24 protein-coding genes are annotated in these 20706 nt (G+C 61.1%); 2 read left to right on the forward strand and 22 right to left on the reverse strand.

The window, feature by feature from the left end:
* Positions 1-47 precede the first annotated feature (47 nt).
* The 16 genes from argF to ACR3YK_RS00140 form a co-directional block, all read right to left on the reverse strand.
* Positions 48-974, reverse strand: coding sequence for an ornithine carbamoyltransferase (argF, locus tag ACR3YK_RS00065; protein ID WP_486175244.1), 927 nt, complete (start codon positions 972-974; stop codon positions 48-50).
* On the reverse strand, positions 971-2158 hold the full coding sequence (locus ACR3YK_RS00070; protein ID WP_486175245.1) for an acetylornithine transaminase: 1188 nt from the start codon (positions 2156-2158) through the stop codon (positions 971-973). The genes argF and ACR3YK_RS00070 overlap by 4 nt, the downstream gene beginning before the upstream one ends.
* Complete coding sequence (gene argB / locus ACR3YK_RS00075) at positions 2155-3069, reverse strand: acetylglutamate kinase (RefSeq protein ID WP_486175246.1); 915 nt, start codon at positions 3067-3069, stop codon at positions 2155-2157. The genes ACR3YK_RS00070 and argB overlap by 4 nt, the downstream gene beginning before the upstream one ends.
* Positions 3069-4220, reverse strand: coding sequence for a bifunctional glutamate N-acetyltransferase/amino-acid acetyltransferase ArgJ (argJ, locus tag ACR3YK_RS00080; protein ID WP_486175247.1), 1152 nt, complete (start codon positions 4218-4220; stop codon positions 3069-3071). The genes argB and argJ overlap by 1 nt, the downstream gene beginning before the upstream one ends.
* Positions 4217-5263, reverse strand: a complete 1047-nt coding sequence (gene argC, locus ACR3YK_RS00085; RefSeq protein ID WP_486175248.1) for an N-acetyl-gamma-glutamyl-phosphate reductase — start codon at positions 5261-5263, stop codon at positions 4217-4219. The genes argJ and argC overlap by 4 nt, the downstream gene beginning before the upstream one ends.
* Before the next feature lie 282 nt (positions 5264-5545).
* Complete coding sequence (gene pheT, locus ACR3YK_RS00090; protein WP_486175249.1) at positions 5546-8038, reverse strand: phenylalanine--tRNA ligase subunit beta; 2493 nt, start codon at positions 8036-8038, stop codon at positions 5546-5548.
* Complete coding sequence (gene pheS, locus ACR3YK_RS00095) at positions 8038-9078, reverse strand: phenylalanine--tRNA ligase subunit alpha (protein ID WP_486175250.1); 1041 nt, start codon at positions 9076-9078, stop codon at positions 8038-8040. Before pheS ends, pheT begins: the two co-directional genes overlap by 1 nt.
* A 51-nt stretch (positions 9079-9129) precedes the next feature.
* Positions 9130-10062, reverse strand: a complete 933-nt coding sequence (locus tag ACR3YK_RS00100) for an amino acid ABC transporter permease (protein ID WP_486175251.1) — start codon at positions 10060-10062, stop codon at positions 9130-9132.
* On the reverse strand, positions 10059-10727 hold the full coding sequence (locus ACR3YK_RS00105; protein WP_486175252.1) for an amino acid ABC transporter permease: 669 nt from the start codon (positions 10725-10727) through the stop codon (positions 10059-10061). Before ACR3YK_RS00105 ends, ACR3YK_RS00100 begins: the two co-directional genes overlap by 4 nt.
* 77 nt (positions 10728-10804) lie before the next feature.
* Positions 10805-11674 (reverse strand): glutamate ABC transporter substrate-binding protein, encoded by an 870-nt coding sequence (locus ACR3YK_RS00110; protein ID WP_486175253.1) that lies wholly within the window; start codon positions 11672-11674, stop codon positions 10805-10807.
* 37 nt (positions 11675-11711) lie between these two features.
* Entirely contained in the window at positions 11712-12464 is a 753-nt protein-coding gene (locus ACR3YK_RS00115; protein WP_100390098.1) for an amino acid ABC transporter ATP-binding protein, read from the reverse strand.
* Between the two features lie 92 nt (positions 12465-12556).
* Positions 12557-13360 (reverse strand): TrmH family RNA methyltransferase, encoded by an 804-nt coding sequence (locus ACR3YK_RS00120; protein WP_486175254.1) that lies wholly within the window; start codon positions 13358-13360, stop codon positions 12557-12559.
* A gap of 105 nt (positions 13361-13465) precedes the next feature.
* Positions 13466-13852 carry a 50S ribosomal protein L20 gene (rplT, locus tag ACR3YK_RS00125; protein WP_009771944.1) on the reverse strand — a complete coding sequence of 129 codons (387 nt, stop codon included), beginning with the start codon at positions 13850-13852 and terminating at the stop codon, positions 13466-13468.
* Positions 13853-13869: 17 nt separating this feature from the next.
* Complete coding sequence (gene rpmI / locus ACR3YK_RS00130; RefSeq protein WP_100390096.1) at positions 13870-14064, reverse strand: 50S ribosomal protein L35; 195 nt, start codon at positions 14062-14064, stop codon at positions 13870-13872.
* Positions 14057-14674 (reverse strand): translation initiation factor IF-3, encoded by a 618-nt coding sequence (gene infC, locus ACR3YK_RS00135; protein ID WP_486175255.1) that lies wholly within the window; start codon positions 14672-14674, stop codon positions 14057-14059. The genes rpmI and infC overlap by 8 nt, the downstream gene beginning before the upstream one ends.
* Entirely contained in the window at positions 14671-14823 is a 153-nt protein-coding gene (locus ACR3YK_RS00140; protein ID WP_486175256.1) for a hypothetical protein, read from the reverse strand. The genes infC and ACR3YK_RS00140 overlap by 4 nt, the downstream gene beginning before the upstream one ends.
* A gap of 152 nt (positions 14824-14975) precedes the next feature.
* Between ACR3YK_RS00140 and ACR3YK_RS00145 the strand changes: the two genes are divergently transcribed.
* Positions 14976-15326, forward strand: a complete 351-nt coding sequence (locus ACR3YK_RS00145) for a DUF1844 domain-containing protein (protein WP_100390094.1) — start codon at positions 14976-14978, stop codon at positions 15324-15326.
* 65 nt (positions 15327-15391) lie between these two features.
* Here ACR3YK_RS00145 and ACR3YK_RS00150 read toward each other — a convergent pair whose 3' ends face one another.
* The 6 genes from ACR3YK_RS00150 to ACR3YK_RS00175 form a co-directional block, all read right to left on the reverse strand.
* On the reverse strand, positions 15392-16168 hold the full coding sequence (locus ACR3YK_RS00150; RefSeq protein WP_100390093.1) for an SseB family protein: 777 nt from the start codon (positions 16166-16168) through the stop codon (positions 15392-15394).
* A 2-nt stretch (positions 16169-16170) separates the two neighbouring features.
* Complete coding sequence (gene priA / locus ACR3YK_RS00155; protein ID WP_100390092.1) at positions 16171-16920, reverse strand: bifunctional 1-(5-phosphoribosyl)-5-((5-phosphoribosylamino)methylideneamino)imidazole-4-carboxamide isomerase/phosphoribosylanthranilate isomerase PriA; 750 nt, start codon at positions 16918-16920, stop codon at positions 16171-16173.
* 79 nt (positions 16921-16999) lie between these two features.
* Complete coding sequence (gene hisH, locus ACR3YK_RS00160; RefSeq protein WP_169925825.1) at positions 17000-17677, reverse strand: imidazole glycerol phosphate synthase subunit HisH; 678 nt, start codon at positions 17675-17677, stop codon at positions 17000-17002.
* Complete coding sequence (gene hisB / locus ACR3YK_RS00165; protein ID WP_100390090.1) at positions 17634-18239, reverse strand: imidazoleglycerol-phosphate dehydratase HisB; 606 nt, start codon at positions 18237-18239, stop codon at positions 17634-17636. The genes hisH and hisB overlap by 44 nt, the downstream gene beginning before the upstream one ends.
* Positions 18239-19324, reverse strand: a complete 1086-nt coding sequence (locus ACR3YK_RS00170; RefSeq protein WP_341620876.1) for a histidinol-phosphate transaminase — start codon at positions 19322-19324, stop codon at positions 18239-18241. Before ACR3YK_RS00170 ends, hisB begins: the two co-directional genes overlap by 1 nt.
* 86 nt (positions 19325-19410) lie before the next feature.
* The gene (locus tag ACR3YK_RS00175; protein ID WP_240033570.1) at positions 19411-19776 is read right to left on the reverse strand and encodes a LysM peptidoglycan-binding domain-containing protein; all 366 of its coding nucleotides are present in this window, start codon (positions 19774-19776) and stop codon (positions 19411-19413) included.
* Positions 19777-20003: 227 nt separating this feature from the next.
* Here ACR3YK_RS00175 and lexA point away from each other — a divergent pair, with 227 nt between their 5' ends.
* Positions 20004-20693: a transcriptional repressor LexA gene (lexA, locus tag ACR3YK_RS00180; protein ID WP_486175257.1), complete on the forward strand. Its 690-nt coding sequence runs from the start codon at positions 20004-20006 to the stop codon at positions 20691-20693.
* Positions 20694-20706: the final 13 nt, after the last annotated feature.

Here is a 20706-nt window from a genome sequence, read left to right on the forward strand (position 1 = left end):
CGTGAATCAGTTTAGGGAACTACGGCGGCGCTTAACCGCCCAAGAAACTAGGCGGCTTGGTCGAGCAGCCAAATCATGAGGGCTTTTTGGGCGTGGAGGCGGTTCTCTGCCTCATCCCAGATGACACTCTGCGGGCCATCAATGACCTCGGCTTCTACCTCGTAGCCGCGGTCGGCGGGGAGGCAGTGTAAGAAAATGGCGTCGGGCTTAGCGAGGGCCATCATGGCGGCATCCACTTTGTACGCACCGAGAGCCGCGACGCGTGCGGCCTTCTCGTCTTCCTTGCCCATTGAGACCCACGTGTCGGTCACGACGACATCAGCACCGGTGACGGCTTCAGCCGGGTCGGTGATGATGGAGATCGAACCACCGGTGGATGCTGCGATCGTCTCGGCGTCGGCTACGACGTCCGCCAGCGGCAGGTAGTCCTGGGGGCAGGCAATGCGCACGTGCATACCGGCGGTCGCGCCGGCGAGTAGGTACGAGTGCACCATGTTGTCGGCGCCGTCACCGAGGAACGCAACCGTCAGTCCCTTGAGTTCACCCTTGTGTTCGCGGATCGTGAGCAGGTCGGCGAGCAACTGGCACGGGTGGAACTCATCGCTCAGTGCATTGATGACGGGAACCTGCGTGCCGTGAGCCATCTCGATCAGGCCCTCTTGCCCGTAGGTGCGCCAAATAATGGCAGCAACTTGACGCTCGAGAACACGAGCCGTGTCGGATGCCGTCTCCTTGCCACCCAATTGGCTGTTGGCCGTGGAGATGATGAGTGGCGAACCGCCGAGATCGGCGATACCCACCGCAAAAGATACGCGAGTGCGCGTCGAGGACTTGTCGAAGATCACCGCGACCGTCTGAGGACCTTCGAGGGGCTTGCGACCCCACCGGTCAGCCTTGACCTTCTCGGCGAGATCGAGAATCTCGAGTTGTTCCGCTGGGCTGAGGTCATCATCGCGAAGAAAATGCCTGGTCATGATGCCTCCGTAGGTGCGTCGTTGAGTACGGCGTTCAGCACTGCGCTGAACGTGTCGATGAATTCGGTGATCTCGGCATCGCCAACGATCAGGGGCGGTGCAAGTCGAACAGTCGATTCGTTGGGGGCGTTGACGATGAGCCCGTGATCGAGCGCCACAGCCACCACCTGCTGAGCGACGGGCTGCGAAAGACCGATACCGATGAGGAGCCCGCGACCACGCAATTCACTCACCAGCGGTGATCCGATTGCGTCGATTGCCGTGCGCAGCTGGGCGCCCCGCGCAGCGGAATTCGCCACAAGGTCGTCGCTTTCGATCTGCGTGAGCACGGCATTGCTGACGGCACACACGAGTGGGTTTCCGCCGAACGTGGTGCCGTGCTGCCCCGGCTGCAAGAGAGCGGATGCCGCACCAAAGGTCACGAGGGCGCCAATCGGCACTCCCCCGCCAATTCCCTTCGCGAGGGTGATCGCGTCGGGAACAATGCCACTCTCGTGGAAGCCAAACCAGCGCCCGGTGCGTCCGGCCCCGGTCTGGATCTCGTCGACGATGAGCAGCACACCGTGTTGCGTCGTGAGTTCTCGTGCTGCCTCGAGGTAACCCTCGGGTAGCGGCTGCACGCCGGCCTCACCCTTGATGGGCTCGACGAAGAGTGCTGCGACATCCGGTCCGATCGCGGCGTTGAGCGCCTCGATGGTGGTGTCGATGATGTCGACGTTCGGCATCAACGGCTCGAACGGCTCGCGGAGCGCTGCCTTGCCCGTGAGCGACAGGGCACCGATCGAACGACCGTGAAAGGAATCTTTCAACGAGAGGATGCGCGGCCGACCAGTGCGGCGTGCCAGTTTCACGGCTGCCTCGTTTGCTTCGGTGCCCGAGTTCGCGAAGAACACGCGCCCCTCTTCGCCTGCTCCCGAGATACGTAGGAGGCGTTCGGCGAGCGCGAGTTGCGGTTCGGTCGCGAAGAAGTTCGAGACATGGAGCAGGTTCGCTTGGCTCGTGAGCGCTCCGACGACGGCCGGGTGGTTGTGGCCGAGCGAGTTCACGGCGATTCCGCCGAGGAAGTCAAGGTAGCGCTTGCCGTCGGAATCAAAGACAGTGCAGCCCTCACCGCGTACGAGTTCAACCTTCGGCGTACCGAAGGTATTCATCATGCGGTGGTTGTAGTCGTCTTGCCAGCTCATGCAGGGACCACCTCGGTGCCAATTCCATCTTGCGTGAACACTTCGAGGAGGATCGAGTGCGGGGCACGCCCATCGATAATGGCGGCCTTGGGTACACCGGCATCCACGGCTTCAAGGCACGCGGTCATCTTGGGGATCATGCCCGACTCAAGACTCGGCAGCAGTTCGCGGAGTTCATCGGTGTTGATGATCGAAACGAGCGACTCACGGTTGGGCCAGTCGCTATAGAGACCAGCAACATCGGTGAGGATGACGAGCTTGGCTGCATCCAGGGCGATCGCGAGCGCCGCCGCGGCAGAGTCAGCGTTCACATTGAGCAAGCCCGAAGCGTCATCCGCGATTTCGCCAGCTTCTTGAGCCAGTGTGGAGACCACGGGAATGTTGTCACTCGCGAGCACATCGAGTACCCGCTGAGGGTCAACCTCGGTGACGTTGCCGACAAGCCCAAGATCGACACGCTTTCCTTCGATCTCCTTGATCATGCGCTCACCGATAAACAGCGAATGTTCGTGTCCGGCAATGCCATTGGCAAGGTCGCCGTGCTCGTTGATCAGGTCGACAAGCTCAGCGCCCACCTGGTCGGTGAGAACATCGCGCACAACGTCAATCGACTCTTCGGTCGTCACCCGGTAGCCCGCACGGAACTCCGACTCGATACCGCGAATCTTGAGCTCCTTGGTGATCTGGGGCCCACCGCCGTGAACGATAACGGGACGAACGCCAGCAAGACGCAGATACACCATGTCCTGCACAAAGGCACGCTTGAGTTCGTCGTTGATCATGGCGTTGCCGCCAAACTTCACCACAATGATGCGGTTGCGAAAACGCTTCAACCACGGAAGTGCCTCAATAAGCACTCCCGCCTTAGTCATGGCCTGCTCGTGGTCAGCGCCGTGTGTGAATGCCGGCATCAGCTGGAGTACGCGCTGTTCTCATGCACGTAATCGTGCGTGAGGTCATTGGTCAGAATAGTTGCTTCGGCATCGCCCGTAGCGAGATCGATCAGCACGTGCACAGCACGGCCCGTGAGATCCACTTCGTCGCGCGAACGGTCGGGGGCACCCGCGTGGCAGACCCGCACACCGTTCATCGAAACGTCGACCGCGTAGGGGTCGAAAGCGGCATCCGTGGTTCCGATTGCCGCCAATACGCGGCCCCAGTTGGGGTCGTTGCCGAAGATGGCTGCCTTGAAGAGATTGTTGCGGGCAACCGAGCGGCCGACGATAACAGCGTCGTCTTCGCTCGCAGCACCCACAACTTCGATGCGGATGTCGTGGCTTGCGCCCTCAGCATCGCCCTGCAGCTGTTCAGCCAGGTCGTTGCACACGCGCGTGACGAGCGCGGCGAACTCTGCAGCGTCGGGAGTCACGCCCGAGGCACCGGAGGCCATGAGCGTTACTTGGTCGTTGGTCGACATGCAGCCGTCGGAGTCGAGACGGTCGAAGGTGAGGCGAGTCGCCTCGCGCAGCGCCGCGTCGAGGTCGGCGGAGGCGACAGCGGCGTCAGTGGTGATGACCACGAGCATTGTCGCGAGGCCTGGTGCGAGCATCCCGGCGCCCTTCGCCATGCCACCGACGGTGTAGCCGGTTCCCGCAGCGACGGCAGTTTTGGGCTTGCTGTCGGTCGTCATGATGGCGAGCGACGCATTAGTGCCGCCCTCGGGGCTGAGTGCGGTGGCCGCGGCAGACATTCCGGCGAGAACCTTGTCTTGCGGAAGCTGTTCGCCGATGAGGCCGGTCGAACAGACGAGGATGTCCCCGGCCGATGCGCCCAAGGTCTCAGCGACGTGCTCGGCAGTGGCGTGCGTCACCTGGAAACCCTGCGGCCCGGTAAAGCAGTTAGCCCCGCCGGAGTTGAGAGCAATCGCCGTGACCACTCCATCGTCGATGACCTGCTTCGACCAGATAATCGGATGCGCTTGGGCCCGGTTGCTCGTGAACACCGCGGCCGCATCGAAGCGGGGCCCGCGGTTGACGACGAGGGCGACATCGAGGCCGCCACTCGCTTTGAGGCCGGCTTCGACACCGGCGGCTTCGAATCCTGCGGCTGCTGTGACACTCATGGTGCTACTCCGTCCAGCGCCAGACCGAGGGTTTCCTCGAGGCCCAACGCAATATTTGTCGATTGAATGGCGGCGCCTGCGGTTCCCTTAACGAGATTGTCGATCGCACTCACAACGACGACGCGACGAGCGGCCTCGTCGATAGCAAGACCGATGAGGGCAGTGTTGGCGCCGAGGGTGTCTGCCGTGCGCGGGAACTGTCCCTCCGGCAACACGTGAACGAAGGGTTCGTCGGCGTACGCGGTCTCCCACGCTTCGCGCACCTGAGCGGCAGTGACGCCCTCAGCAAGCTTGGCCGTTGTCGTAGCGAGGATTCCCCGCGACATCGGCACCAGCATCGGCGTGAACGAGACCGTGACACTCGCGGCGCCCGCGACCTTCAAGTTCTGAGCGATCTCGGGAGTGTGACGATGCGTACCGCCCACGGCATACGCCGAGGCGGAGCCCATCATTTCACTCGCCAAGAGGTTCACCTTGAGACTCTTGCCCGCACCGGATGGCCCGACAGCAAGCACCGCCACGATATCCTCTGCCTCGATAAGAGACGAACGGATGCCGGGGGCGAGAGCCAGCGTGATTGCCGTGACGTTACAGCCGGGCACCGCAATACGCTTCGACCCGGCGAGCACTTGCCGTTGCGTGCCACCAGCGGCATGCAGCAGTTCGGGCATCCCGTAGTCCCAGGCGCCGAAGTACTCGCCGCCGTAAAACGCGGCCCAGTCATCGGGGCTCGTGAGGCGGTGGTCAGCACCGCAGTCAACGACGAGAGTGTCGGGGCTGAGCTCAGCCGTCAACTCCCCCGACTTGCCGTGGGGCAGAGCAAAGAAAACAACATCGTGGCCGGCGAGCACTGACGGCTCAGTCGGCTGGAGTTCAAGGTGGGCCAGCGAGCGCAAATGCGGCTGGACATCGATCAACCGTTGGCCAGCGTTACTAAACGCCGTCACGGTTCGAACATCGAACTCAGGGTGGGTGGACAACAGGCGAAGAAGCTCGCCACCGGCATAACCGCTGGCACCGGCCACAGCGACCGAAATTGACATGGAATTACCTTCAGTGGGGTTCGGAAACGAGAACACTTGCGGCGGCGTTTCACACAACCTCGTGGGTCGTGGCGAAACTCCGCCTATCGTCGCTCGTCAGCCCCGCGCAGTACCGGCGAAGACGGCGCAACAAAGCGCAGCGAGAGTCGCTGGCAGCAGGCGCGGAGGTCGGTCACATTTCTAGAATAGTCCCCTCACTGCGCGGCAGGCTAATCGACAAGCATAAAAGCCGGTCGTCACCGCAATGGTGACGACCGGCTTTCGTTGTTGCGAGGTTCTGTTCTACTCGCGCAGCTCGGCGCCGACACGCTCGCCGGCGAGGGCGACAGCGGCGTTCTTCGCGTCAGTGGCTTCAGCCTGCGTGAGCGTGCGGTCGACGGCGCGGAAGCGCAGCGCGAACGTCAGCGACTTGTGCGTCTCGGGAATACCCGTTCCGCGGTAATCGTCGACAAGACGCACGTGCTCTAAGAGCTCACCGGCACCCTCGCGGATGAGAGCCGAGAGCTCACCCGCCCGGACCTCGGCCGGCACTACCAGAGACAGATCCTGAGTTGCCGCTGGGTAGGAGACGATCGGCGTTGCCGCGACGTCTGCTGCCGCACTCTGAATCAGCACGCTGAGGTCAAGTTCGAGCACCGCAACGACGCGCGGCAGGTCAAGCTCCTGGGCGAGTGCAGGAAGCAGTTCTCCGGCGTAGCCCACGGTGGTGTCGCCAACGCGAAGCTCCGCGGTGCGGCCGGGGTGCATCGAGTGATGGCTGCCGGTGACAATGTCGATCTCGACCGAGAGCGTCGCCGCCACGTGCTGAACAGTGGCTAGAGCATCCGCGAGTCCACGGGAGACGGGCTGCTGGCCCGGCTGACGCGTCACGGCATCGCCGAGGAACAGTGCGGCGACGTGCCACGGTTGCTGCGGGATGCTCGAGCGCAAGTCGGCGAGAACCGCGTCACTCGGCAATTCGTAGCCGAGCGGCAGCGACGTGCTTCCATAGCTGCGTCCAGCTTCGGGCAGGAAGACTGTTCCGACCTCGAAGAGCGCAAGATCGGTCAGCCCGCGAGAAACGTTGCGGTGAGCGATGGCTGCGAGGCCAGGGATCAACGAACGACGCATCGTGGCGGCATCCGGGTCCAGAGCGTTCGCAAGCTTAATCGTGGTCGCTCCCCCTGCCTCGGACGCCCCAAAGAGGTCGTTCGAGTGCTGCGAGATGAACGGGTAGGCCAAGACCTCGGTGAGGCCGGATGCCGCGAGGCTGTTCGACACCGTACGTCGCAGTCGCTGGGCGCGAGTGAGCCCGCGGCCCGGAGGCGCAATGGGAAGCACCGCGGGAATGCGGTCGTAGCCCACAATGCGAGCGACTTCTTCGACGAGCGTTGTCTTGTCGCCAAGGTCGGGGCGCCAGCTCGGAGGAGTAACGCTCCAGCCGGTGTCGGTCGACTCGACCGTTGCCCCAATCGCCTGCAGCGAATCGGTGATCTCATCAGCAGAGTAGTTCACCCCGATGAGGCCCTGAGGGTAGCCCTCGGGCAGGTCGACGGTATCCGCGACGTGGTCGGCCAGCAGGTCGCTGCCGAGCTCGTCGACAGTTCCGCCCCCCAGTTCAACCAGCAACTCAACGACGCGCGCTGCAGCGGCCGGAGCCACCAGCGGGTCGACGCCGCGCTCGAAGCGACGCGACGCTTCACTGCCGAGCTTGTGGCGACGAGCGGTGCGCGCGATTGAAACGGGCTCGAAGTTGGCGGCTTCGATTAAGACGTTGGTGGAGGCATCCGTAATTTCGGTGCTCGCTCCACCCATAACGCCAGCAAGACCGATCGGGCCCGACTCATCAGTGATCAGCAGGTCTTCGGGGTCGAGCTTGCGCGACTTATCGTCGAGCGTTGTGAGGGTCTCCCCTGCCTGAGCCCGACGGACCGTGAGGCCGCCTGCTACACGGTCAAGGTCGTACGCGTGAATCGGCTGCCCGAGCTCGAGCATCACGTAGTTCGTTACGTCGACCGTGAGGGAGATCGAGCGGATGCCGGCCAGCGCCAGACGCGTGATCATCCACGTGGGCGTTGGCTTGGTGACATCCACGTTCCGTACGACGCGGGTGACGAAGGCTCGCACCCCGGCGCGACCGCGAATGGGCGCGTCGTCAGCGATGACCACGGGGAAACCGCTGGCGTCGGTGATCGTGGGCGCGTCGGCGGGGTCAGTGAACGTAGCGCCCGTCGAGAGCGCGTATTCGCGAGCAACGCCGCGCAGCGACATCGCGTAGCCGCGGTCAGGCGTGACGTTGATCTCTACCGCAAAGTCATCGAGACCGAGCAGCTCGATCGCGCTCGTTCCGACCTCGGGATCAAGACCCAGCGTGGACAGTACGAGGATGCCGTCGTGCTCATCGCCGAGGCCGAGCTCGCGAGTAGACGCGATCATTCCATCGGAGACATGACCGTAGGTCTTACGCGCAGCAATCGGGAACGGGCCAGGAAGGACTGAACCGGGCAGCGTGACGACGACCTTGTCGCCGACAACGAAGTTGTGGGCTCCACAGACGATGCCGCGAGGCTCGGCTTCGCCGACATCGACCTGGCACCAGTTGATGGTCTTGCCATTGGACTGGGGTTCGCCAACGAATTCGAGCACCTGGCCGACAACAACGGGGCCAGAGATGTCGAAGCCGTGAACGTCTTCTTCTTCAAAGCCGACCTTGACGAGGGCAGCATGAACTTGCTCGTGGGTGATATCTGCGGGGATCTCGACGAATTCCCGCAACCAACTCATGGGAACTTTCATCAGACCACCATTCCGAACTGCTGGGAGAAGCGAATATCGCCCTCGACCATGTCTCGCATGTCATTCATTTCGTTGCGGAACTGGAGCGTGCGCTCAATTCCCATACCGAAGGCGAAGCCCTGGTATTCGTCGGGGTCAATGCCGGCGGCGCGAAGAACGTTGGGGTTGACCATTCCGCAGCCACCCCACTCAACCCAGCGTGCGCCACCCTTGGCGTTGGGCTGCCAGACATCCATCTCGGCGCTGGGTTCAGTGAAGGGGAAGTAGTTGGGACGCAGGCGAATCTGAGCGCCCTCGCCGAACATCGCGCGAGCAAGGTGCTCGAGCGTTCCACGCAGGTGCGCCATGGTGAGGCCCTTGTCGATCGCGATGCCCTCCAGCTGGTGGAACACCGGCGTGTGGGTCGCATCAAGTTCATCGGTGCGGAACACGCGTCCGGGCGCCACAACGTACACCGGCAGCGGGCGCTCGAGCAGGGAGCGGATCTGAACCGGGCTCGTGTGCGTGCGCAGCAGCAAGTGCGAGTCGACGGGGTCGATGAAGAAGGTGTCTTGCATGGCGCGTGCCGGGTGGTCTTCGTCGAAGTTGAGCGCGTCGAAGTTGAACCACTCGTTCTCGAGTTCGGGGCCTTCCGCGACTTCCCAGCCCATGCCGACGAAGATGTCGCTCATGTGCTCCATGAGCAGGCTCAGCGGATGCCGGGCGCCCTTCACGTAGCGAGTGGCGACGGCCGTGACATCCACGGCTTCTGCCGCAAGCTTGGCTTGCTCTTCGGCGACGGCCAACTCGGCTTCGCGGGCACTATACGCCCCGTTGACGCGACCCCGGGCGGCACCGATGAGCTTGCCGGTGGCAGCTCGGTCGGCGGGCGCCACGTTCTTCATCTGGGCGTTGAGCGCTGCCAGTGGCGAGCCCTCTGCAAGATGGGCGCCGCGCACCGTTTTGAGGTCGGCCATTGTCGCTGCGGACTCGATGGCAGCAAGAGCTGCTTCGACCGCTGCGGTTACCGCTGGTTCTGTGATCGGGGTGGGTTCAGACACAAGAACCGAGTTTAGCGGACACCGCTCTCGCGGGCCGCCCCTCAAGCAGCTCTACAACCCTTGATTGCCCGCTTCGCCATACTGCCGACTTCCGCGCGGCGGCATCGTGATGGCACGCGTACCATCTACACCCGGCTGCTTAGGAGCATCCGGAGTGGTCGCACCATCCTTCGGTCCGCTCTTCTTTGCCACGTAGCGTGCGATGTAGGAGAGGCTCACGTTCATGACGAGGTAAATCACCAGACCGATAGCGAACAGCGTGAAGACGTAGCGGCTGCCGTAGAAGTTCTGGAGTTCCTTGATCGTGCGGGAGAGCTCCGGGTAGGCAACCACATAGGCGAGCGAGGTGTCCTTCAAGAGCACGACGAGCTGCGCCAAAATGATCGGCAACATCTGGCGAAAGGCCTGCGGGAACTCGACGATGAAACGGGTCTGGAGCGAAGTGAGGCCGATCGATAGGCCACCCTCGCGTTGCCCCTTCGGCAGCGAACTAATGCCCGCTCGCAATGCTTCACCGATGATCGCGCCGTTATAGATCGCGAGACCAAGCACACCGGCCCAGTAACTACCGACCGAAAAAAGGAGAAAAACAAAGAAAATCAGAAGGAGAAGCGGCATGCCGCGGAAGATCTCAAGCAAAACCGAAACCGGAATTCGCACCCATTTGGATGTTGCAGTGCGGCCGAATGAGAAAAGGATACCGACAACGATCGCAAGCACTGCAGCCACAGCAGCCATGCGCAAGGTGTTGAGGACTCCGCGCCCGAACGCTCCCCAGATCTCGGGGTCTGCCAGAATGTCCGTGCGAGACGGATCGAATAAGCCCGGTTGCACCGCGCCATTAGCGCTCACCCTTGGCGCAGCAAGAACGAAGTAAGCCCATACAAGTACTGCCAAGATGGCAATCGCGCCAATCACCGAGGCGATCGTCGAATTTCTCCGAGTCTTAGGACCCGGCGCGTCATACAGCACGCTCGCGCTCATCTCAGCACCATAACCTTCTTCTCGATCGTTCCAGCCAACAGCCCAAGCGGGATTGTGATTGCGAGGTAAAGCGCCACCGCGTACAGCAGGGTGAGAAGCACGACATCACCGTGATCTCGGGCCGCGGACCCGGTTGCCTTGAAAAGTTCATTGACAAAAAAAGCGCCCGCTACAGAAGTGTTCTTCGTAAGCGCGATGAAGACGTTGATGAGCGGTGGAACCACCATGCGGCTGGCCTGCGGCAGAATCACGAGACCAACTGTCTGGGTGAATCCCATCCCAACGCTTCGTGCCGCTTCTGCCTGACCGACCGGAACACCGTTGAAACCGGATCGCACTGCTTCCGCGATGAATGGAGAGGTGTACAGCGTCAAGCCAAGAGCAGCCAAAAGAAAGAAGTCGAGGTCTACGCCCAAGATGGGAAGCACGGTCGCGCAAAAAAAGAGAACGAGAAGCAGCGGTATGTTCCGTAGTAGCTCCGTGTAAACCGTCGCAAAGAGACGCAGCGAAGGAACCGGCGAGATACGCATCGCCGCGATAAGAACCCCAAGAATAAACGCCCCGACACCGGCAATGCCCAACAGGGCCAACGTCAGAAGAAAGCCCTCCATGTAGAGCGGCGTTATGTCGACAAGGGCGTCGATCGCGTTAGTGATGACGTCCATCCGGGCCTCCTGGAAAGTAAATGAATAGGGCGTGGAAGGTGCCCGCCCGCGTTAGCCGCGGACGGGCACCGAGCACACTAGTTGCTGTAGCGGTCTACAGCGGGCGGGGTCGGAAGCTTCAGGACGGTGCCTGCAGTCTCGTTCCAAGCCGCATCCCACGAACCGTCAGAGTAGGAGGTCTCGAGAACGTCGTTGATGTAGTCGCGGAATGCGTCGTCATCGCGCTCAAGACCGATACCGTAAGGCTCTTCGGTGAACGGGTTGCTGAGAACTTCGAACTCGCCAGCGTTCTGGTCGGCGAGGCCAGCCAGAATCACGTTGTCGGTGGTAACAGCGACAACCTTGCCGCTACGGAGCGGCTCCAAGCAGGCAGTGTAGGTGTCGGTAGTGATGAGGTTGACGTCGTACTCCGCAATGTTCTTCTCGGACGTCGAGCCAGACACGCTGCAGACGTCCTTGCCCTCGAGGTCCTCGGGGCCCGTGATGCCCTCGGGGTTGCCCGCGAGAACCAAGATGTCCTGGCCCGCGTTGTAGTAAGGACCAGCAAAGGAGATAACTTCCTTACGCTTGTCGTTAATAGTGTAGGTCGCGATCACAATGTCAACGGTGCCGTTCTCGATGAACGACTCACGGTTGGCCGAGATTGTCTCTTTCCACTCGATGTTGTCTTCACTAATCCCCAGCGAAGCAGCAATGATCTTGCCAATTTCGACGTCGAAGCCGACGGGGTCGCCCGACGGTCCCTTGAGACCGAACAGCGGCTGGTCGAACTTGGTACCGATCGTGATCTTGCCGGCATCGGCAAGCTCAGCCATCGTGGTGCCTGCTTCGAACTCCGGAACGACTACGTCAGGATCAGTTGTTCCTGAGTCTGCTGCACATGCGCTGAGGCCAAGAAGACCTACGACGGCGATGGCAGAAATCATCAGACCTTTTTTGAGTCTCATGTGTTTCTCCTTGCTGCTGTGGGGATTACCCGCTGAGTTAGTGGGTAAGGATTTTCGAGAGGAAGTCTTGCGCTCTCGGAGATTGAGGGTTGGTGAAGAACTGCTCAGGCTCGGCCTCTTCAACAATTTCGCCATCCGCCATGAAAATCACGCGGTCAGCGGCCTTACGAGCGAAGCCCATTTCGTGCGTAACCACGAGCATGGTCATGCCGTCTTTGGCGAGCTGCACCATGACATCGAGAACTTCGTTGATCATCTCGGGGTCGAGAGCCGACGTGGGCTCATCGAGAAGAATGATCTTGGGGTCCATGGCCAGTGAACGAGCGATGGCAACACGCTGTTGCTGTCCACCAGAAAGCTGAGCCGGCATCTTGGATGCCTGGTTGCCGATACCAACGCGGTCGAGCAGTTCCATCGCGTGCTTGTCAGCTTCGACCTTGGAGACCTTGCGCACGCGGCGCGGGCCGAGCGTGACGTTCTCCAGAATCGTCTTGTGAGCGAAGAGGTTGAACGACTGGAATACCATGCCGACGTCTGCACGCAGCTTGGCGAGACCAGCGCCCTCTTCGGGCAACAACTTGCCATCGATAGTGATGGTGCCATCGTCGATGGTCTCGAGGCGGTTAATCGCACGACAGAGCGTGGACTTTCCCGAACCACTCGGCCCAATCACGACAACTACCTCACCACGTTTAATCGTGGTGGAGATGTCTTTGAGCACGTGAAGCTCACCGTAATGTTTGTTGACATGGTCGATTACGACCAGAGGTTCACCGCTCTGCGCTGCCATTCTCCAAGATAAACACACGCCGATAACGGGGGTCAATCAACGCGCCTAGTCGTAACACGCTCGTGACACTAAATCACGATTGGCGGTACGCGCTAGTTGCTGCGCTGAGCGAATGCACTTTCGTACAAACAGACTGAAGCCGCGGTGGCCAAATTCATGGATTCTGCGTGCCCGTAAATCGGTACCGAAATGACCCAGTCAGCCAGTTTGTAGTGCTCGTCAGTAAGGCCCCGAGCCTCATTGCCGAACAACCACGCGGAGGGCTGATTCAAGGCGCCCTCGTTGCGTGCGGCCAGCAAGTCGCCGCCCTTGATATCGGCAGCAAGAACGCGCAGCCCAGCACCCTTGACCCGTTCCAGCACAGCTTCGAGCTCCGCCCCCACTGCGACTGGAACGTGAAAGAGCGATCCCGTGGTGGCCCGAACAACCTTGGGGTTGTACAGATCGACGCTGCGACCGGTCAGTATGACTGCATCGGCACCAGCGGCATCCGCGGCACGGATGATCGTGCCCGCGTTACCGGGGTCCCGAACTTCTTCAAGGATCGCGATGAGCGTGGGGGCATCCGCAAGAATGTCCTTCAACGATGTGGGAAATTGACGGCACACCGCGAGCACGCCCTGAGGGGTAACGGTGTCGGCCATGGTCTCAAGAACCTGCTCCGAAACGAACTCGACATCGATGCCCGCATCTTCCGCCGCGCGGGCAATAGCGCTGTGGCGCTCGAGCGCCGTTGGAGTTGCGTAGAGCTCAACGAGTAGATCTGGCCGAAACTGAAGCGCCTCAGAGACAGACTGTGGACCTTCGAGGAGAAAGAGCCCCGTCTCAGAGCGGGCGCTCTTCTTAGCGAGCTTGGCCACTGCACGTACGCGTGGAGAACGCGGGTTATCGATCACGACTTCAACCCTAAGCTCGCGCCGGAGTTAACCGAGAATCGGCACGCTGCGGCGACCAGATTGGTCACTACAGCGTGCCGATTGCACGAATCGTTGTGCGGCTCGTTATGCAGCCGAACGGGGTGCCGACGTGTCAGCGGGCAGCGCAGCCTTAGCGGTTGCAACCAGCGACGCGAACGTGGCGGGCTCGGTGACAGCGAGGTCAGCGAGGATGCGACGGTCAACCTGTACTCCAGCCAGGTTCAAGCCCTGGATGAGACGGTTGTAGGTGAGGCCGTTGGCACGCGATGCAGCGTTGATGCGCTGGATCCACAGGCGACGGAATTCACCCTTGCGGGCACGACGGTCGCGGTACGCGTAGACGAGCGAGTGGGTAACCTGCTCCTTGGCCTTACGGTACAGACGCGAACGCTGTCCGCGGTAACCCTTTGCGCGCTCGAGAATAACCCGACGCTTCTTGTGAGCGTTTACGGCTCTTTTTACTCTTGCCATTTGTGTGTCCTAAACCCTTACTTACCGAGAAGCTTCTTGATGACCTTGGCGTCCTGCGATGCAAGAACCTGGTCCTGGTTGAGCGAGCGCTTGCGCTTTCCGCTCTTGACCTCGAGGTTGTGTCGCATACCAGCCTGCTGCTTCATGACCTTGCCGCTGCCGGTGACCTTGAAACGCTTCTTGGTGCCTGAGTGCGTCTTCTGCTTAGGCATCTTTCTCCTCTTTCTCTGGAACTTCTGCCACACGAGGTGCTTTGTTAGCTACCTTGCGGGCCTCGGCTTCAGCTTTCGCTGCGGCCTTGGTCTTGTGGGGGCCAATGATCATGACCATGTTGCGACCGTCGATAGTCGGGGTCGATTCCACCGAACCGAACTCCGACACATCTTCGGCGAATTTTTGAAGCAAGCGCACGCCCTGGTCGGGACGAGACTGCTCACGACCACGGAACAAGATCATTGCTTTGACTTTGTCGCCGCCCGAAAGGAATCCTTCGGCACGCTTGCGCTTGGTTTCGTAGTCGTGCTTGTCGATCTTCAGGCGAAAACGAACCTCTTTTAGGATCGTGTTTGCCTGATTGCGACGAGCTTCTTTAGCCTTCTGCGCCTCTTCGTACTTGAACTTGCCGTGATCCATGATCTTGGCAACGGGAGGCTTGGAATTGGGAGCAACCTCGACCAAATCTAGATCTGCCTCTTGGGCGAGTCGGAGGGCGACGTCAATAGAGACGACACCGACTTGTTCACCGCCGGGTCCGACAAGTCGGACCTCAGGAACTCGGATTCGGTCGTTGGTACGGGGATCGCTGATGCGTGTTCTCCTCACAGTTCGTGATGCGCAGAGAAACGGATGTAAACACTGCGCAGTGTGGCGGATGCCATGGCACGAAAGAGGATCAAACGCAGCGATGCTGCATCACCCTTTAAAGCTGCGCAGCCAGCATCCGGAACAATTCGCACGATCGCGTAGATCATGCGTACTGCACCGCCAGCGGACTGTGCGGGGTGTAACTACCCGGTAACCTTGTATGCGGTTGACAGGTGGGAGAATCTCCACTTTCGTAACCGGGGCGAGCCCCGGGCCTGCATAAGGATAGCAGAGCGAACCCCAATTAGCGAAGGACATCATGAGCGAGCCCACCAATGAGGATTACAACGAACTTCGCGACATCTCTGAAGTGCCCGCGGTCGAGGTAATTAACACCGTCGCCGTACACATGCTCAGTGCCGCCGCCGTCAAACTGGGACTTTCCGACGGCCCCAATGCCGAGGCCGAAAAGGACCTTGACGAAGCGCGAAAACTGATCAACGCCCTCGCCGGCTTTGTGACCGCTGCCGCCCCAGAAATCGGAAACCACCACGCTCGCCCGCTGCGCGACGGCCTGCGTTCGGTGCAGCTCGCGTTCCGCGAAGCATCGACATTCCCGGATGCGCCCGGCCAGGGTCCCGGCGAGAAGTACACCGGCCCGGTCAACTAGTCACGTTCTCCAGCGGTCCTTGGGTCCCTGAGCACGAGGGCTCGGTTACCGCCACGTGTGCTGCGCTAGTCGGCAGCGGGAGCCCGCACGACTTGAATTGCGAGAGAATCGACCGACTCTGCGATGAGCTCTGAAGCACTCCAACTCGTGCGGAGGCGATCCATGATGGCGTCGAGAGTCTCGCGATCAAGCCCCTCGCGCATTGCGATCTGCACAACCAATTCAGGACCCTGCAGGCGGGCTCCGGGGTCGCCGGCGAGAAGCTGAACGTCAACGACGTTCGATTCGTCAGCAGCGGATGCCGCGAACTCATCTCGCACGTCAGCACGCAAGAAGCTCGGGGTCCAGTCAACGGACTGAGCAATCGCCCACACCGCGGGACGGCGGATGATGAACTCGCTGTCACTCAGCGGGTCAATAATGACAAGGTCAGTATTTTCGCTCGCGGCCGCCAGCGCGACACGGGTGCCTGCTGCAGGCACCGGCCGAGCATCCGGGTTCCACGTCTTCATCGCGTCAACAGAGCTGAACACCGGCAGCACTGCGCGGCCATCGGGCCCGGTAACGGTCACGATCGACAGCTCTTGAGTCTTATCGACTGTGAGCCCCTCGGCGGTGGTGCCGGTCTCCCCTGCCTTCGCGAGAAGCGGGATCAGCAGGCGCGAAGTGCGTACTTGATCGACAACTTCGGACTCGGAAGCATCACCGGCGTGAAAGCGGGTGATTGCCGCCATGAGCTCTTCTGGGGCGCGACCATCGTCATCCGGAGCAGGATTCGGCTCGAACGAGCGCCCGGCCCAGGGCACCCCGGCCGAGTCTGCTGCGTTCGATTCCGCGGCCATGATTAGTGCGAGGAGACGTCGAGCGCTTCAGCGAGTGTGAAGGCCTTGGCGTACAGCGCCTTACCGACGATTGCGCCCTCGAGCCCCTGAGGAACGAGTTCGCGCAGTTCGATGAGGTCGTCCAAGCTCGATACTCCGCCCGAGGCGATGACCGGACGGTGGGTGCGGTCCATGACCTGGCGAAGAAGTTCGATGTTCGGGCCCTGCAGCGTGCCGTCTTTCGTGACGTCAGTCACCACGTAGCGGCAGCAACCGGCGGACTCGAGGCGGTCGAGGACGGTCCAGATGTCGCCGCCCTCTTGAGTCCAACCGCGGGCAGCGAGCGTCGTGCCACGGACGTCGAGACCGACAGCGATTGCCTCACCGTACTCGGCGATAACGTGGGCAGCCCACTCGGGGTTCTCCAACGCGGCCGTGCCGAGGTTGATGCGCTTGGCGCCGGTGGCGAGAGCAGCTTCGAGCGACTCGTCATCGCGGATGCCGCCCGAGAGTTCGATGTTCACGCGCTTTGGCGTGGACTTGATGACCTTCTTGATCATCGCGTGGTTGTTGCCCCGGCCGAAAGCCGCGTCGAGGTCAACGAGGTGAATCCACTCGGCGCCCTGGTCAACCCAGTCATGCGCAGCAGCGCATGGATCGCCGTAGCTCTTCTCGGTGCCGGCTTCGCCCTGCGTGAGACGCACAGCCTTACCGTCTGCTACATCCACCGCGGGAAGCAGTGTAAGACCGGGGGTTTTGTTGAACTCGCTCATAGATACGCTCTCTAAAGACCTGACCGCGGAACGCCGCGCACAAGCATCCGATACTAGTGCACGACGAACAGGCGCAAAATCAGAGTGTCTTCAACCAGTTGCTTAGAAGTTTGATTCCGGCTTCGCCCGACTTCTCCGGGTGAAATTGAGTGGCAGTTAAGGGTCCGTTTTCGACCGCTGCCAAGAAACGCCCGCCATGGTCGGCCCAGGTGAGCTTCGGCTGCGGGAAAGGGGGCTGAACGTCAAGCGTCCACTGCTGTGCAGCGTACGAGTGAACGAAGTAGAAACGCTCGTCGCGGATGGAATCGAACAGTGTCGTGTCGTCAGGAGTCTCGACAGTATTCCAGCCCATGTGCGGCAAAACCGGCGCGGGTAACTTTTCTACAACACCCGGCCACTCGTCGAGCCCGTCGGTCTGAATACCGTGTTCGTCGCCAGAGGCGAAGAGCACTTGCATGCCGACGCAGATACCCATAACCGGACGACTACCGGTGAGGCGTTTTTCGATGATTGCGCCACCGCGAACCGACTCGAGAGCCGACATGACGGCCGCAAAGGCACCGACGCCGGGCACGAGGAGACCGTCTGCTGCCTCAGCAACCGACCGATCCGCGCTCAACCGAACGTTCGCACCCGCGGCCTCGAGAGCTTTCGCCGCCGAGTGGATGTTGCCGGAACCGTAGTCAAGGATGACAACTGAAGGAGCAGCCACTCTAGAGCGCGCCCTTCGTAGACGGGATACCCGAGACACGGGCATCCGGCTCGACCGCAGCACGCATCGCGCGAGCGAAAGCTTTGAACTCGGCCTCCGCGATGTGGTGCGGGTCGCGGCCACCCAATACCGTCACGTGCACCGTGATTCCCGCGTTGTAACTGATTGCCTCGAAGACGTGACGCACCATCGAGCCCGTGAAGTGCCCACCGATGAGGTGCATTTCGAAGCCCGCAGGCTCCCCCGTGTGCACGAGGTAGGGACGCCCAGAGACATCAACAACCGCCCGCACGAGAGCTTCATCGAGAGGTACGAGAGCATCACCGTAGCGCGAGATACCCGCCTTGGTTCCCAGAGCCTGCTTGATGGCGAGTCCCAGAGCAATACCGATGTCTTCCACCGTGTGGTGCACGTCGATGTGGGTGTCACCGCTCGCTTTGACCGTGAGGTCGATGAGCGAGTGCTTAGAGAATGCCGTCAGCATGTGGTCGTAGAAAGGAACCGAGGTCTCAATGGATGAGGTGCCGGTGCCGTCGAGGTTGATCGAAAGTTCGATGCTCGACTCGCTAGTTTCGCGCTTAATCGTCGCGGTGCGATCTGAAGTCATTACTCAACCCTACCGAGCGCTTGAAGGTCTGCCATCGCATCCAAGAACGCCGTCGTCTCTTCCGCCGTACCGGCGGTGACCCGCAAGTGGTGCGGGATGCCCACGTCGCGGATCAAAATGTCTTGAATGAGGAGCTTGTGGAACAGCGCCTGCGGGTCGTCCACTCCCCCGAACAGCACGAAGTTTGCCTCGCTGGGCACTGGCGTGAAGCCCAGAGCCGACAGCCCGGCGCTCATTCGGTCACGCTGAGTCTTGATCTCGTCGACCATCGCAAGCATTTCCGGTGCGTGGGCAAGCGCCGCAACAGCCGCCGCTTGAGTGAGCGCGGACAAGTGATAGGGCAAGCGAACGAGTCGAAGCGCATCAGCGATGGCGGGATCAGCCGCGAGGTAGCCCACGCGGGCTCCCGCGAAAGCGAATGCCTTGCTCATGGTGCGAGAAACGATGAGGCGAGGGCGACCGTCGAGCAATGCCAGAGCTGATTCGCGGTCGGAGAACTCGGCGTAGGCCTCATCGACGAGAACGATTCCGTCAGTCGCGTCGTACGCGGCGGCGATGGTGTCGTTACTCACGGGAGTGCCGGTCGGGTTATTAGGTGAGCACAGGAACACGACGTCTGGGGTGTGCTCGGCGATCGCCGCCACCACACTCTCGGGAGTGATGTCATAAGCAGGATCCCGAGGTGCGGTTACCCACTCAGTTCCTGTGCCAGAAGCGATGATCGAGTGCATCGAGTACGTGGGAGGGAAACCGAGGACACGACGCCCGGGGCCTCCAAACGCTTGCAGCGTCTGCTGGAGAACTTCGTTCGAACCATTGGCGGCCCAGATGTGGTCGGCCGTCAGACCGTGCCCCAAGTAGGCCGCGAGTGACTCGCGAAGCTCGGTGAACTCGCGGTCCGGGTACCGATTGGCATTCATGACCGCGCCTGCGAGGGCCATCACGATGTCGGTAGCGACTGCTTCCGGAATCGGATGCGTGTTCTCGTTGACATTGAGTTGAATGCGTACGGGGTCAGTCGGCGCACCGTAGGGAGTGAGACCGCGAAGGTCATCACGAATGGGGAGATCAGAAAGCGAAGTCACTCATCAATGCTAGAGGAACGCGGCTGGACTCTGCGCCTCATGACGCTTGCCTAGGACCGCGCGGTGGAAGCTCAGCGTGGCTTGCTTTAGCGCGAGAAGCTTGCGGGAATCGCGAGCTCTTGGCCAGCGAAGATATCTGCTGACGGAAGCTGGTTGAGCTGCACGAGCTGAGCGACTACCTCACGCGGGTCTTGGCCAGGAGCGTGCTGCTCAGCGATGTTCCAGAGAGACTGGCCCGCCGCAACATCCACATAGACGAAAGCGTTCTCATCGGCGTCGAGCGTTGCGACTGCTCCACCGCTGTTAAGCGAGAACACGAGCGCGGCGATAACCAACGGCGCGGCCGCGAGCGTCGTGAAGACGACACGGCCACGCGTGGTGAGGCGAAGACGTGGTGCGGACTGCCGAGCACGGACAGCCGCGTTAGGTGCAATCACTGCAGTGGACATCATTCACTCCTCTAGGGGTTATCGCACCCGACTCTCGGCCGGGAGAGCCGGGTGCGAAGCTGTGTTCCGAACATACATTCGAATAGTTCGAATATCAAGTACATATTCGAAGAAGCCACTGACATTTGTTTCAGACACTCGAACAAATGTTTGGTTTTGGCCTCTCCTGCGGATACAGTTTCGAATGAGCCACTGACATTGGAATCGTCACTGGCAGAAATAGAGGACTCGTGACTGACTCAACAGCCCGCCCCGATGACGCTTCTGAGCAGGGAACGCGGCGGCGAACCAACCTGAGCGCCAAACAGCAGGCGATCCTCGAAATGATCCAGCGTTCTGTAGCTACTCAGGGCTACCCGCCGAGCATGCGTGAGATTGGCGACGCCGTCGGACTCTCTTCGCTGTCGAGCGTGACGCACCAGCTCAATCAGCTTGAGCTGAGTGGCTACGTGCGCCGAGACCCCAATCGCCCACGTGCGATCGAAGTACTCATTGACGTTCCGAGCGCGGTCGATGAATCCAGCACCATCAGCCCATCTATGGGCGATGCAGCGATGGTTCCTCTCGTCGGACGAATCGCTGCCGGTATCCCCATCACCGCCGAACAGCACGTCGAAGAAGTATTCCCCCTCCCCCGCCAACTTGTAGGAAAGGGCGAGCTCTTCATGCTCAAGGTCGTCGGAGATTCCATGATCGACGCAGCGATTTGCGACGGCGACTGGGTAGTGGTTCGCCAGCAACAAACTGCGGAAAATGGCGACATCGTGGCAGCAATGCTCGATGACGAAGCCACCGTCAAGGTCTTCCGTCAGCGGGACGGCCACACGTGGCTACTCCCCCGCAACTCCAACTTCGAGCCGATCCTGGGCGACTACGCGCAAGTGCTCGGCAAAGTCGTTACGGTACTGCGCGCGCTCTAATCGCAAACCGAGT

It is taken from the genome of Salinibacterium sp. 10G20-15 (assembly GCF_057365065.1).